We start from the raw sequence: 14,748 nt of genomic DNA, 5'->3' as shown, positions 1-14,748 counted from the left end.
ACTTTATGATTTCATCTTTTTTACTATTTTCACCTGAATGCTGATATATTTTAAAAAAATCAGGACCCATCTGCTCCGGTCAGCCGCGTTTCGTAAATATGTACTTTACGCCATAGGGGAAATAGTGCTCGTCATGATCGGGATACTGTTGGCCCTGCAGGTAGATACCTGGAATACGCAACGGGAACTTCATAACAAAGAGTTGGTGTACCTTAGGGAAATTAAGGGCAACCTTCAGGCAGACCGGGAAACTTTAAAAAACGTTCTTTCCTTCAATGCCTTAAAGGACTCGGTGCTGGACACCACTCTGAAGATGTTTTTTTCCGATAGCACCGAAGTGGCTTTTGCGCTCACCTTTGAATCCAGTATGCCCTTACTGGCACAATACCAGGTCTTTGAGTCCAACAGGATTGCCTTTGAAAATATGTTAGGTGCCCAAAGTATCGATATTATAAGGGATGACTCACTGCGCATTTTGCTTTCCAGCTATTACAGGGACCGGGGATTTGACGATGGGACCCAGGAGCGGGTAAAGCAACTGACCCGGATATTCGTTGACAATATCACCCCAAAATTGATGAATGCTGAAATCATTCAAAAATATTACGGAAAAGCCTCGGACTTTGAATCTGCTGCGGAAATCAGTATGAAAAAAGATCGCGAGCTGTTCGGGGACCTTTTCGGGATGCAGCAAAACCTTTTTTCGCATAATATCTATCTGGAGGATATTAAATTGGAAGTAAACACCTTGTTTGCCGCAATTGAATCCTATCTGAACAGGATGGAATAACTGGCTCTTGATCCACCGGAGGCCTTAATTTTTTCGTATCCGCAAGGGCCCGTTTTCAGTTGAAAGGAAAAGCAAAGACCCTCCGCCATTGATACTGGTACGGTAGCTTATGGGGTAATTAGCATACTCTGAAATGTTCAGCTCTTTGATATCGGCCGCTCCCTGCAGCTGAAAATCTGAGCGAATAAATCCATTTTTCCGGGAAATAAGGCGTACTTCACGAGATGCATCCTCCGGGAGTGACACACTAACCTCCCCGTTCATGGTAACCAGGGAAACAGGCTTACGGGGGTCCAGACTGGCAAAAGAAGCATCAATGGAGCCATTAGCAGCATTTACCAGGGCATAGTTCCCAAGGGCTTCCAATCTGACTGAACCATTCAGAATATTGACCTCCAGGCCACCTTTTAATCCATGGACATAGATGTTGCCGCCCCTTATCAATTGAAGGTTCACAAATAGTTCTTCGGGTAGCCTCAGCTCCATGTCCACAGATTCGAAGCCCTTTGGTTCACGCGCCTTAATATAGAGAACTTCCGCTTCTTCCGTTATGGATATAAAGGGCGCCAGATCTCTGGATAGCCGTTGTTTATTGTGTGAAGTATCTGTGTAGGCAGCGCTGAGTTGAAAAGGTCGGTTATCACCTTTTTTTGTTGCGGTTACGGATAATTCACCCCATTGGGAAACAACAAAAACCGACTTAACATTTTGGTATTCTGAAAGATTCGTTTGGCCATATCCCAGAAAGGAAGCCAACATTAGGAGTAATACACCTGCATTTTTCATGATGATTGAATTTTGATTAATGATTTATTTAAGCTTTTGATAGACTTCAGAAGCGCGTTCGGCCACTGAAACATCCAGGTCCTGCCGGCTCGAAAAATCGCGTATTGCTTCCCGGGAGAACGGCTCCTCAATTTGTTCCAGTACATGCAATAGTGCCATTTGTACTGTGGGAATCCGGGACTGCCGTAATTCTGCCGCGAATTGCCGGCTGAGCTTATGTCGGTTCTGATCCAGCAAGTCAATCAGCGTGATTTTTATATTTGGCTGTCTTTCGCCTTGCAATAATCCTTCAAGCCAGTGTACTTCAGAAGGCTTTAGTTCCCGACTGTTCAGACTGTAGATAAAAGCCAGTCGATCTGCATTGTTTTCAAGGGAAGCATAGGTTTCCTTTAATTTTTCATCTTTTCCGAACCATAGAAATACAGCCAGTAATAGGGAGGCCGCCATTGCTATTGCAGCTATGTACTTGCGCTTGTTCCACAACGGCTTGCGGTTCTGTATTTCCGTTTTTTCAAGAAATTTATAAAATCGGTTCTTTTGCTTTTCAGAAGTAGCAGGATAACTCAAAGTATTGAGTTCCTCCAGCAAATCCCGTATTTGCACAGCCTCCCTTTTCAATTCAGGGGTCTTGGGTTCTGAGTCCTTTTCTAAAAAGGCCATTATTTCATTTATTTCATCTTCCTCTTTCATATCCCTGATGTTTTTAGAAGTTTGTTTAGTTTTCGAAGGCCCCTGCAGACCAAAATCCTGGCGTTGTTTACGGAAATGTTTTCCTCTTTGGAGATTTCTGCATAGGTCATTTCCAGCAGGTAATACATATGGATTACGCGTTTCTGGGCGATTGGCAATCGATCCATAGCTCGTCTTAAGAGGGTTTCACGTTCTTCCCGAGCCCCTGGGTATTTAAATTCTACTGTTCCTTCTCCTTCTTTAGATTCAAATGCGGATTTCTTTTTTTTCCTGAAATAATCCCGGAGGCAGTTATTGGCAATCTGGTACAACCAGGGGCGAAAAGCACTTCCCTCTTTAAAACTCCTGCGGTATGAATATAGCCTCTCAAAGGTTTGCATCAGCAGGTCATTACTTGCATGATAATCTCCTGTAACGCCTGTAAAATATCCCATCAACCGCCCCTGATAACGATTGTACAGCGGTTCGAGATGTTTTATTCCCTCGTTTACCAGCTGTTGCATGATTATTTCATCGGTAACAGGTTTCATATATGATATATACTCGCCAAATTGGAATTCATTTCAAAAAAGTTGCTATGCTGCCTATTTATTTGAAAATAAGTATCAGCACCAATATTTTTAAAGCAGATAAATCTTAATAAAAGAGATCAAAATCCTGTATAAGCCCCCACAAGAATGGCAACAATCCCAATGCCAAAAAGGATCAGAATTGGCTTCCAGACAAAAGCAAGCCATTTATCATAACTTACACCCCCCAGGGCTATAACCGCCATCAGGGCCCCGTTGGTTGGTACCACCATATCCATCAGTACGGCCCCGTACTGGTAAGCAAGCACGCAAACCTGACGGGAGAGGCCTACCAGGTCTGACAAGGGAACCAAAATGGGCATGGTCATAATGGCCTGGCCGGAATAACTGGGTACCGGCAGGTGCAGTACGGCATGGGCCAGCAGCATGCTCACTCCGGTCAGGCCGCTGGGCAAATTTCCAAGAGGACCAAACAGCCCCTGAATAATACTGTCAATCACCATCCCTTCCTTGAGTAAGAGCGTAATGCTGTAAGCCAATCCAATAATGACCCCGGCAAAGATCATTTCCCGAAAGCCTTCAATATAGGTTTCACCGGTTTTGTTGATTCCCATTTTCCCCAGCAGGCCCGCCACAAGGCCCAGTAGGAAGAAACAGGCAGAAAGTTCATTAAAGCTCCAGTCCCACTGCAGCAGGCCGAAGGTCACCAGGCCAAAAGTCGCCACCAACAGGCTAAGGATAAGGAAACTCCCGGAGTCCATTTTATGGTGGTCCGTATCCAGGGCAATTTTCTCGACCCGGTTTTTACGTGCATAGCGCAGCAGATAGGCCGAATAAACAATAAAGGCAATAACCAGTACCACAAGTCGGAAGCCACTCCCGGAAAGCAAAGGAAGCTCTGCTTCTTTCTGGGCGATCAGTACGGCAAAAGGGTTCATGGGGCTGAAAGCGCTGCCCAGAACCGTAGCCCCGTAACTAACCCCAATCGCAACGAAGGTATTGTAGCCCAGGGCCCGGCTGAATAAAATAAGGACCGGCATCATTCCTATTACTTCTTCCTGCATGCCTATTGTAGCCCCAGCAGTTGTAAACATGGCCGTTACCGCTATCAGAGCAATACCTTCTCTGCCTGATACCAGGGAAACGATTTTCCCCAACCCCTGTGCCAGGGCCCCTGTTTTCTCGATCACATAAAAGCAGCCCCCAATCAGGAGTATAAGTACGATTAAATCGGCACGCCCTATTAAGCCATTGGGGATACTGAGCAGGAAATCCATTACCGATACAGGATCTCCCTCTATTTGATGGTAGGTATCGTTAACGACCCGGCTGATACCCGTTGCCGGATCCGTAACCCGCTCGAAGGACCCCTGCGGGATGATAAAGGTGAGCATCCAGGCCAGGAAAATAGCTCCCAGCATAATAATAAAGGCATTCGGAAATTTCTTCATGGGTGGTCGGGTTGGTAAGGATTCTGGTCCCCAAGCTAAATATATACCAAAAATGGCTATACCTCTGGCTTGGCAGGTCTAATTCTGTACCAGTCAATACCGACAAGAAGACCCCTGATAACTCACTTTAGCTGAAGGTCACAAGAGAAGCTCTCCTACCTGCTGCCAGTCTTCGGCCCTTTCAAACCCGGTAGTGTGTATATTATGAGGAGAGGTGAAAAGGATACTGCGCCCCTGAAAAGACTCCAGGTTGTGGCTCCTGTCATCAATAAGGACATCCCCCCTTAAAATATGTTTGTCCCCGCAAAGGATGCGGTTGCGCCAGTTAATAAAGGGAAAATGTTCATCCAGCCACTGATGCTTTTCGATCAGGGAATTGGGAAACTGCATGGCAGCCGAGGCTACATAAACCTCATATTTCCCGCTTAAAGCCTGTAAAACCTCCCGGCTGTAAGGAATGGGGTCCAGATTCCTGAAAAATCCGGGTTCGTAATAGTGTTGCCAGAGCTGATCCCGATGTTCGGGGACCTGCTGCCAGACTTCCCCTCCCATGCATTGTTCGCGCGTCAGGCTCGCTCCGAATTTCCGGTTGTATCTGCGGATGTGCTCGCCGTAGGTATCGGCGATTACCTCATCCATGTCCACGAAGATGGTCATATAACAATTTTTTACGAAGTACTTAAAAAAATTGTTGTAAGTCAAAATCAATGATACTCCTGGTACCTTTAAAGAAGGCAAATATCTGGAGTAATCATCTGAAGCCAGGCAATGTTCATCCCGAAATACAAACAATTTGTTGCCCTGAAATGGAATGAGTATCTTGTTGTAATCTATAATTTTAAAGCGATGCGGCTTTTTGTTATTGGCTTATTATGCCTTTTGGCCCTTTCCTGTTCCAAAAACGATGACGGACCTTCAACCAACCCGAATCTGGCGCTGGTAACCGGCACCTGGAACCTGAGCACCCTGCAGATAAGTCCGGCTCAGGATATTGACGAGGATGGAACAACTACCAATAACATCCTTGAAGAACTCAATTGCATCTCAGCCACCCTGGTAATTAATGAAAACAACACCTGGGATTTTAATGGGAACGATGTAATAATTACGACTATAACGGGAGGTCTGTTCAAGTTTTTTTGTGATGCCCCGCCCCGAAGCAATTCCGGGGTATGGGACCTGCAGGATAATATCCTGAGGCTGTCAGACGGCGTTTCGCTTACTGAACTGGCAATTGACGCAGAGAACCTGACCCTTACCAATACCATTGGGGAATCACTACCCGGTTTGCAGGCCGAAGTGTATACCAAACAGTAATCCCCTTCAGCCGCACTTAGTGTAGCGCTAAAGGGGTTACTTGTCTTGTTGATTAAAGATATACCCTTATTTGCTCTACTTTCCCGGTCCTCCTGAAAATTTCGTCACTATGGGATGCGTCCAGCTTGAGCCCCTCAAACCGCTTAACGGAGCCGTCATTAAGGTGAAGCTCCACACTTCCTTTATTTGCCTGTGAATAGACAATCGGGACCTGACAATAGGTGAAGGCCAGGCTCCCCGCCGGAACATCCAATTGTTGTTTCTTTCCATCGCAATCCACATAGTTGAATACAGAAGTGGTTTTCAGGTATTCGGCTTCCTGGAAAATTCCCTTGCCAAAATGCAGGCATCCTCCCTGAATCCTCAGACCCAGTTCATCCTTTCGGGCCAGGATATCCTCCTTGACCTGTCCGGTCATTCCTGGCTGCTGCGCTCCCCTGTGGGCAGGGGTATGCGAATAAGGATCGGTGGGAAAGGCCCCGTAGAGTGCAGGCGGTTTATGAAATCCTATCCCTTTGTTGATATGCTCGTAGTGTTCAATGAGTCTGTTGGTAATTGAAGCATCAGCCCCACTGTCCAGTGCCTGCAGGCAGCATTCCTCAACAGCCAGCAGCAGTTTTGAAACCATATGCCAGTATATAGACCCGAGACCTTCATATCCAAAGAAGGTGCCCGAACGCCCCGTAAATGATTTATGGTCAAAGACAGCTTCAAAAATATCCAGAACTTTTTCCTTATCGGATTTAACGAGGTCCTGGTATTTCTCAGGCAAGCCTTTCAAGGCCTCCTTCAGGGAGCCTGCATTGATGAAATTTCCATTAAAGTGGTAATCCCCGTCCACATCCTGCTCGATAAGCTGCCGGTTGCCGTCTGCAACTAATTGTTTGAGCAAGTCAGAAGCTTTAACCTCTTTTGCGGGCACCGTGTTTTTATCCACAAAGCGGGGAAGGTTTTTATCCGGGTAGAGGATATAGCTGTACTGGTCTTTCCGGTACAGTGCACTTTTACGCAAGGCATCCATGACTTGCAGGGCGGCCGCTGGCTGCAGGTACCCCGAACTGAGCACAGCAACCTGTCCTTCCAGCATTTCATTCAGGTAAGAAATACCAATACCATCTCCCTTAACAGACATCAGGTTATACGAATGATATAACTTATCTGCACGTTCATTGGCCACTATAGTATGGTCCAGATATTCCAGGGTAGTATTGGTAAAGTGCAGTAGGCTTTCCGAAGATACGGCCGCTTTTGCTCCGGAATAACCATTCTTATAGATATCCCAGCGATAAGTACTTGCAGCCTTGCCAAGAGCATCTACAATGGCTTTGCGCTGTTTATCGGATACTTTTCCCTTTAAAACCCCCTTATGGGATTCCAGGGTGTCCGACATACTGCTAAAAAAGTCATTTAACTCGCTGGAAATATGAACTGATTCCGGTTTATAGTTCTCCAGCATCTCCCTGAAATAACTCAGGAACCTGCGCATGTAATAAAGCGTCACCATGGAAACACCGTTGCCTACCAGGGCGTTGTTGGCGTCATTCCACTCGGGGCGTTGGGTATTGAGCCAGATCCCGCCTTCCGGGATAAAATTGGATACTTTGGCCAACAGGGATGCCAGTAATTTTTCAAGCAGGTTAACATGATGGGGGCGCTGATCTTTTGACCAGATCACGGCCCCGTCTGCACCCAGACCATCCTTTCGTTTAACAATAGCGTCTTCCAGTTCGTGATCAAAATCAATGGTATCCTTAGGATTCTCGAGTACCTCCTGGTAGGTTTTAATTTTATAAGGAACATTGGCATAGACAAAGATTTCTGCGCCCCAGTAGTCCATTAAGCGGCCCGGGTAGTAGTCTTCAATAAACTCCAGGAACTTTAGCAGGTAAATTATCTGATGGTCTCCCCAGTAGCCAATGTAAGACCAGGGGTCATCCGGTTCAATCACCTCCCAGTCAATCCCGGATTTGGTTACTCTGTAGGGGTTATATCCGTCAAAGGTGGAAGCGTTCAGGAACTTATGGATCATACTGTCAATAAACTCGGGATACGAGTGGGCCAGAGCTTCCCAGTTCTGGAATATATCACGCCAGTTCCCTTCGTAATCCAGGATTTTTGAACCGTCAATTTCAGATTGGGTGTTAATCGAAAAGCGATTCCAGGGACGGCTGGGGTCTCCGTGTCTTCGGCTAAATTTTAAGGGGAGGTATTCGTAGGCCAGTCGCATAAAATCAGCATCGGAACTGCCGGAGGCCAGCTTTCTGAGGGCAAACAAATCAAATATCTCGGGAAGCGCCTGCAGCTTGCTGGCCTGCCGCTCATATACGGCCTTATTGGCCTGTTTCAAATAGGGCAGGAAATCCCGCTTTTCCAGTTGGTAGTTGGAGTCGATAATCCCGCCGCGCATAATATTGTACATCACATTGGAATAGTGACGCATGGTCCGGATGCGGTCTGCTGTAAGCTGTAATCCGTCTGCCGAGGCAGTTAAATGCACCAGGCGCTCGGTACCTTTGTCGATATCTGCAAGCAGTTCTTTTTTTAGTTCAGAAGGATTTGAAAGGGACTCCAGCATTCGGGCAATATCTGTAGGCCCCTGGTTTACGTTGGCTACCAGCATCCACCGCTCTATTCCTCCTGCTTCCAATTCCATCCGGGTATGAATGAAATAGGCACCTTTTTCCCCACGGATATCGCTTTCCTGCTCCAGGTTTTGGCCCGTACGGAATGCATCAAGCTGCATGGAGGATATTAAATACAGGGGCTTCTTAACTCCCAGAGACCAGACAATATTGGCCTTGAGGGCTTCTGCCGGCTCTGCCTTATCCACAATGATAGCGCTCAGGGCATAAATCCCCAGGCCCTGCTTTGCCTCCAGCTCACTTTTCTTATAGGCATCCACCAGGTTACTCCTTGAGTTCTGCACTTCCGGATTTACACCGTAGGGGATAATATTCTGCAGGCCGTCCAGCAACTCGACGGCTGCCTTTCCTTTTCCATGGTTTTCAATGGAGGCCTTCTTGACGAAACCGTAAAGGTTACTGCTGTTCCATTCATACCTGAAGGTCAGTTGCAGGTCTTTGTTGACTTCCTCGAAGATGATCTTATTACAAAAAGCATTTTTATAGAGATTCCGCTGTATCTCGTACATGCCCTTGTACCGTCCTGAAAAAGGCTCCCACAGGAAAACCTTCTGGTCCCGGCTCAGCCGGACAAGGGTTTTACTACCCGTAATATCTGCAGATTCGGTTATTTTATCGTCCGTATAATACGGGAATAAGGCGAAGTCACTGTTTTTTCGCCCTGCGGTTAGGCCACCATTGCTGGAGATAAACATCCAATGGTTGGAGTCACTAACCACACTCATAAAAAAGGGCCGCATCCGATCACTATTGCTGATCTTGTAAAAGGTTTCCCCGTCCATTTCGACAAGTTCTCCCTGAACCGGGGAGGAATTAGGCTGATACTCTGTTTTTGATACGTATATTGACTGACTCATAGGTATTATTTTCTTACTAATAATTCTTCTACTTCTTCCAGGGTCCTGCCTTTGGTCTCAATTACAAATTTCTGGACAAAAAGCACGGCGCATAGCGATAAAATAGCATAGATAAAGAAGGTCATGGTGGGACCCAGGTTGGACAGCTCCCAGGGGAAGACCTGGGTAACCGAAAAGCTCACCAATGAATTGAAAAACCCGACAACCGAAATGGCAATCCCCTTGATTTTACTGGGGAATATCTCTGAAATCAGGGTCCACATCACCGGCCCCAGCGAGATGGCAAACGAAGCCACATACAACAGTATGGCAATCAATACCAGGGTTGCATTGATTTGTATAAAATTGGTGATTTCATTTCGCTTGAAATCGAGGAATTGCGCTTCGCTTACCCGGCTGCTGACGGCTTCAAAAAGCACGGCCTGTCCGTCAAAGGACTTTCCTTTAAGATCCGTGAGTTGCTCCCTCAGCTCTTCATTACCCATTTTGGCAAGGGTCTGCTCATTAAAATCATAGGTGGCATTATTAAAGGCAAGGGTAGCCATTAACAGTGCAATTGTCATACAGGAGGTTCCCAATAACAACAGGGGCTTCCTCCCCAGACGGTCGATCAGCCAGATGGCCACCAGGGTAAATACCAGGTTGGTAAGGCCTACTACAATGGCCTGCAGGAAAGACGAATCTGTACTGCCCCCTGCCTGTTCGAAGATGGTTGGCGCATAGTAAAAAATAGCATTGATGCCGGTTATCTGCTGGAAAAATGCAATTCCCAGCGCAATGATCATGATGGTGGTGTATTTACTGTTAAGGATGTCGGAGAGTTTTCCCTTGGTCTCTTTTTTATCGACTCCTCGCTGAATCTCATCTATTGTGGCCTGGGCGTAGTGCTCCCCTCCTATTTTTTCCATTATCTGCCGGGCCCTGGCCGCTTTGTTGCGTTTCTGTATCAGCCAGCGCGGACTTTTAGGAACAATAAAAAGGGTAAGGAAATAAATAAGGGCCGGGATAGCTTCCACCCCCAGCATCCACCTCCAGCTATCCTCTCCCAGGTTGACCAGGAAGTAGTTGGAAAAATAAGCCACCGATATCCCGATCACAATGTTCAACTGGTTAAAGGAGACCAGACTTCCCCTTAATTTCGGGGGCGCAATTTCAGCGATATAGACCGGGGCAATCAGAATGGCACCTCCAATCCCAATCCCTCCGATAATACGGGCAATGATGAATTCTGTGTAACCTGTTGCCAGGGCAGACCAGGTTGCCGAGATCGTAAAAAGGGCCGCAACAACAATGAGTACGCTTTTTCTTCCAAAACGGTCGCTAACCGGGCCGGCCAGCAGGTTTCCGGCCATTGCACCAAATACGACACATCCTACCGAAAACCCGAGCATCCACTCGGTCATTTCAAAATAAACGGTAATCCCGCGGACCGCTCCTGAGATCACGGCACTGTCAAAGCCCAGCAGAAAACCGCCTAAAGCCACTATCAGGCTAATTAATACGGTATAGGTTTTATTCATCTTATTAACTGCAGTCTCGGTTTGCATGGTTGGTTTTTTAATGGTTGATCTGTCCACCATTTGAGCCGGAAAGGGTTTCCATCCCAAACGTCGAAAAATACGCATTTTATTAAAAAAACCTTCACCTTTTAGCAAATTGCTGATGATATTCAGATATAATTTGAGGGCAATGAGACACTCCGGAAATATGGGGCAATGGCATACTGAGGTGCCTAAAATTCAAACAAACCTGATCCTTAAGGAGGTAGCGAGGCTTACTGCTGAATGCATTCTTTATAAAAGACAATAATCAAGAATAGTTGGTTGCACTAATTTTTGTTCAATAATTTGATAGGAGTAAAAACAAAGGCGGTGGAAATAAATTACACCTACCATTCTCAACTATTCAACAAAATAGAAACTGTGAGCAAAATAAAGTAAGAGACTTGGAGGTTGAGGCACGTTGGGGCAAGGGGGTCTATTATAGATTCCGGTAAATCCGAATTTACAGGTTCGCTCTAAACGATCTCAGCACTCAGTCCTGCCTGCAACAATCGGGAACAGCGCGGTTTCAGGTCATCGTACTCTCCTGTTTTAACGGTGCATTTCCCATTGTGATGCACAATAAGGGAACACTGTTCGGCCTGTTCAGGACTGTGGTCACATACCTCGATCAGCGTCTGAATCACGTGGTCAAAGGTGTTAACCTCATCGTTAAAGAGGACTATTTCATTGAGGTGCTTTTCCAGTTCCTCAACTTGCAGGGACTCCAGTAAACGCTCTTTGGTACTCATATACAGGGGGTTTGCTACGAATATAATAAAATTTTATTCTCGTGAAGAGTGTTTATAAAAAGTTATAACCCAAAGATATTCATGCCATTACAGATTGCTTATACAAAAAGATTCTCAAATATCCTTTGAAAAACCAGCAAGGGCCCACTGCTCTTTAAATGATGTGCCCTGCTTGAGCAGCCCACAGTTATATGCGGTCTGCTCCAGGTCCGGTATGTCCTCCCCGTAGAAGCCGCTCAGCAGGAGCAGCCCGCCGGGATTAAGTGCTTTCGCGTAGCTGGGCAGATCGGCCAGCAGAATATTTTTATTGATATTCGCCAAAATTATATCAAAGGTAAGACCCTGGATTTTTTCTGCTCCCCCCTGTAGTACTTCCGTTAGCTTTACTTCATTGGCTAGGGCATTTTCGATGCAGTTTTCCACGCACCAGGGTTCAATATCTACCGCAAATACGGGAGAAGCCCCTTTTTTGGCAGCCAGAATACCCAAAACACCGGTTCCGGCCCCCATGTCCAGAACGGCTTTTCCTTCAAGGCTTTCCATTTGCAGCAGGGCTGAAAGCATCAGGTAGGTGGTTTGATGATGCCCGGTCCCGAAGCTCATTTTTGGGGTAATTACCAGGTCATAAGTTACGGCTTGGTCGGGCTTTGGGTGGAAATCAGCCCGTACCACACATTGATCTCCAATGGTAATGGGCTGGTATTCGGATTCCCATACTGCATTCCAGTTCTCCAGGGGTACCCGGTCTATCTGATATTCCACAGACCAGTCCGGGTGGTTGTGATAAGCTATGGCCGCAAAAGCCTGTTCATCCCAGTGTTCTTCCTGAATATAGGCCTTCAGGCCATCATCTGTTTCTTCGAAACTTTCAAAACCCAGTTCTGACAAGGCGGCAATAAAAATCTCGGCAGCCGGCTGAGGCGGGTTAAGGGTCAGGGAACATCGGATATACATACCGCTCAGCCTATGGCTTTAACAATAGCCATAAAGTCATCCCCTACCAGGGAGGCTCCTCCGATAAGACCTCCGTCTACATCCGGTTTTGAAAAGATTTCGGCCGCATTTCCAGGCTTTACGCTGCCCCCGTAAAGGATGGATACCTTTTGCGCAATACTGTTTGTATAGGCATCTGAAACAATTTTACGGATATAAGCGTGCATTTCCTGTGCCTGTTCCGGGCTGGCCGTCTCCCCCGTTCCAATAGCCCATACCGGTTCGTAAGCCAGGACAATTTGCGCCCAGGCAGACTCGGGAAGGTCAAACAGGCCATTCTTTAATTGTTTGGCCACTACATCGAAATGCTTGCCTGCCTTTCGGTCATTGAGCTCCTCCCCGAAACAAAAGATGACCCGCATATTTTTCTCAATAGCCTGTTTTACTTTTTTAGCAAGCAATTCATCCGTTTCATGGAAGTAAGCCCGTCGTTCGGAATGCCCCAGGATAACAGTATCTACCTCAATATCCAGCAACATATCCGCGGCTATTTCCCCAGTATAGGCCCCATTGTCCGCAAAATGCATATTCTGGGCTACAACCTGAATAGCCGAACTTTCCAGTTGGCGTACAGCATCCGTGAGGTTGACAAAGGTGGGGGCCACCATTACCTCGGCATCCGTGTCCGGCAATTTGGCGGATAATTCATTCAGCAGGATTTCGGTCTCCCGGGCCGTTTTGTTCATTTTCCAGTTTCCGGCAACAATTTTTGTTCTCATTGTGTGGCTTGTTTTTGGCGTTCTTGAATTTCTTTGACTTCTTCCATGCTATAAACACGGTAAGCTTCCCCATCCAGTATTTGCAGGGCATATTCCTCAACTGTCTGGGAAAATCCCGCAGCTCTCCTGCGCGCGTTTACCTCAGTCGGATCCTGGATGGGCCAGATCAGGTTTACCTGTTCCGGGCTATTCCAGAAATAGGTCATGGCCTGGGTGCCGTATTGCTGGGGCCGCCCCTGATTCATCAGGGAACGGTCCAGCATCATGGCATACAGGCGGAAAGGGAGTTCCCCTGTTTCAGCTGCTATTTTTATTTGAGGCAGGTATTGCTCAATACGGTCTGAATGCTGAGTTACGTACCAGGCCGCCTGGTCCGTATTCGGACCCACCAGGCTGGTACCCGGGTATCCGTAGTGAGCGATGATGGAATCGATATAGATAATGTTTTGCTGGTCAATCTGATTTTGTTTGCCCATATTTTCCGGGCTGGGGTTTCCGCGGTACAACTGGTCCAGCTCCAGGATGCTGTCTAAGCTTTTCTTCAAGGGTTGCAGGTACCGCTCTTCTGCCGGAAGTTCTTTTAGTTCCAGCTGATCCAGGTCGTTATAGTGCAACTTTTGCACAATGGTACCTTGCTGCAGAAGCAGTACTCCCGGGTTGGACCGCACAATAGTCTTCAGGGTGGTCTGGTCCGTAAAATACCAGGGAAAGGACAAGCCGTATTGCTGATTTAAAGCTTGCGTTTGTTCCGGCGAAGAGGCAGACATGCCGATTACCGAATATCCCTTTTTGATGGCCGCGTCAGTTAAGGTTTTGAGTTCATCAAATACCTTTGGTTCGCTTTTGTTCAGGTCATAGGCGATTACCATCAGCAGGTTTTTTCGCTTCAGAATCCCTGAGGCCAGGTCTGTCCCCTCTTTTTCAATAGTGAAATCATGGATAGGGGGCTCGTAACCGGGCTGTATTTCCCGGGTCCCGTCCAGGCCTACAAATTCCCCTTCTACTTCCGGATAGGCCCCATTGGTAGTAATAACCTGATCTTCCCCATTTATGCGGAAGCGCCAGTCATACTCAAAAACAGGTTTGGGGGCATCTTCCGGGATTTCCATTCCGCGGGGGATACTGGCACCAATATGATAGGGTCTGAAATCCACCGATGGTAAATGGTTGAGCACCTGGTTTGCAAATAGGATACAGGCTGCGACGGATAAGAGCGTAATTCCCAGTCTGACCTTCGGGCTGCCAAGTGGGGTCAGATACTTTCTGCCCCAGAATAAAAGAAGAATCGCCACCAGTAATACCACATCCTTTGTAAAGGATTCCCAGGGGGTCAGTTTAACAGCGTCGCCGAAACAGCCGCAATCTGTTACCTTATTGAAATAGGCCGAATAAAAAGTCAGGAAGGTGAAGAACACAATCATTGCAAGCAGTGTCCACAGGGTGAGGTTTTTGCGGAATCCAACCAGCAGGGCAACCCCCAGCACTACTTCCAGGATTACCACAAACAAAGCAATGGCCAGGGCATAGGGTTCCAGGAAAGGGATATTCAGTACGGCCGCACTGAAATATTCCTCCAGCTTAAACGAAAAACCGACCGGGTCGTTGAGCTTGATCAGCCCGCTGATGATAAACAGCATACCTACAAACAGGCGAAGGAACCAGGTGAGGATTTTCATGGGC

At 47.0% G+C, this 14,748-nt stretch carries 13 protein-coding genes; 2 read left to right on the top strand and 11 right to left on the bottom strand.

Features of this window, described 5'->3' with window-relative positions:
- Nucleotides 1-37 precede the first annotated feature (37 nt).
- Nucleotides 38-790, top strand: a complete 753-nt coding sequence (locus ACT6NU_RS10250; RefSeq protein WP_445381578.1) for a DUF6090 family protein — start codon at nt 38-40, stop codon at nt 788-790.
- Nucleotides 791-814: 24 nt separating this feature from the next.
- Here the strand turns inward: ACT6NU_RS10250 and ACT6NU_RS10245 are convergent, their stop codons facing one another.
- The 5 genes from ACT6NU_RS10245 to ACT6NU_RS10225 form a co-directional block, all read right to left on the bottom strand.
- Entirely contained in the window at nt 815-1,576 is a 762-nt protein-coding gene (locus ACT6NU_RS10245) for a hypothetical protein (RefSeq protein WP_445381577.1), read from the bottom strand.
- Nucleotides 1,577-1,600: 24 nt separating this feature from the next.
- Nucleotides 1,601-2,266, bottom strand: coding sequence for a hypothetical protein (locus tag ACT6NU_RS10240; RefSeq protein ID WP_445381576.1), 666 nt, complete (start codon nt 2,264-2,266; stop codon nt 1,601-1,603).
- A complete protein-coding gene (locus tag ACT6NU_RS10235; protein ID WP_445381575.1) occupies nt 2,263-2,796 on the bottom strand; it encodes an RNA polymerase sigma factor in 534 nt (177 codons plus the stop codon). Before ACT6NU_RS10235 ends, ACT6NU_RS10240 begins: the two co-directional genes overlap by 4 nt.
- Nucleotides 2,797-2,915: 119 nt before the next feature.
- Nucleotides 2,916-4,247: a YfcC family protein gene (locus ACT6NU_RS10230; protein ID WP_445381574.1), complete on the bottom strand. Its 1,332-nt coding sequence runs from the start codon at nt 4,245-4,247 to the stop codon at nt 2,916-2,918.
- Nucleotides 4,248-4,385: 138 nt separating this feature from the next.
- Nucleotides 4,386-4,904 (bottom strand): 5' nucleotidase, NT5C type, encoded by a 519-nt coding sequence (locus tag ACT6NU_RS10225; RefSeq protein WP_445381573.1) that lies wholly within the window; start codon nt 4,902-4,904, stop codon nt 4,386-4,388.
- A 111-nt stretch (nt 4,905-5,015) separates the two neighbouring features.
- Between ACT6NU_RS10225 and ACT6NU_RS10220 the strand changes: the two genes are divergently transcribed.
- Entirely contained in the window at nt 5,016-5,564 is a 549-nt protein-coding gene (locus tag ACT6NU_RS10220; protein WP_445381572.1) for a hypothetical protein, read from the top strand.
- Nucleotides 5,565-5,616: 52 nt separating this feature from the next.
- Here the strand turns inward: ACT6NU_RS10220 and ACT6NU_RS10215 are convergent, their stop codons facing one another.
- The 6 genes from ACT6NU_RS10215 to ACT6NU_RS10190 all read right to left on the bottom strand — a co-directional run bounded on the left by ACT6NU_RS10215 (nt 5,617) and on the right by ACT6NU_RS10190 (nt 14,744).
- Nucleotides 5,617-9,063, bottom strand: a complete 3,447-nt coding sequence (locus tag ACT6NU_RS10215; protein ID WP_445381571.1) for a hypothetical protein — start codon at nt 9,061-9,063, stop codon at nt 5,617-5,619.
- Between the two features lie 5 nt (nt 9,064-9,068).
- Nucleotides 9,069-10,610, bottom strand: a complete 1,542-nt coding sequence (locus ACT6NU_RS10210; protein ID WP_445381570.1) for a sugar porter family MFS transporter — start codon at nt 10,608-10,610, stop codon at nt 9,069-9,071.
- A 470-nt stretch (nt 10,611-11,080) separates the two neighbouring features.
- Nucleotides 11,081-11,356, bottom strand: coding sequence for an ATP-dependent Clp protease adaptor ClpS (locus ACT6NU_RS10205; protein ID WP_445381569.1), 276 nt, complete (start codon nt 11,354-11,356; stop codon nt 11,081-11,083).
- Between the two features lie 114 nt (nt 11,357-11,470).
- Nucleotides 11,471-12,310, bottom strand: a complete 840-nt coding sequence (prmA, locus tag ACT6NU_RS10200) for a 50S ribosomal protein L11 methyltransferase (RefSeq protein WP_445381568.1) — start codon at nt 12,308-12,310, stop codon at nt 11,471-11,473.
- A gap of 5 nt (nt 12,311-12,315) precedes the next feature.
- Nucleotides 12,316-13,068: a triose-phosphate isomerase gene (gene tpiA, locus ACT6NU_RS10195; protein WP_445381567.1), complete on the bottom strand. Its 753-nt coding sequence runs from the start codon at nt 13,066-13,068 to the stop codon at nt 12,316-12,318.
- Nucleotides 13,065-14,744: a BT_3928 family protein gene (locus tag ACT6NU_RS10190; RefSeq protein ID WP_445381566.1), complete on the bottom strand. Its 1,680-nt coding sequence runs from the start codon at nt 14,742-14,744 to the stop codon at nt 13,065-13,067. Before ACT6NU_RS10190 ends, tpiA begins: the two co-directional genes overlap by 4 nt.
- Nucleotides 14,745-14,748 lie beyond the last annotated feature (4 nt).

The organism is Robiginitalea rubriflava (assembly GCF_052540725.1).
This window is presented reverse-complemented; position numbering and strand designations above follow the sequence as displayed.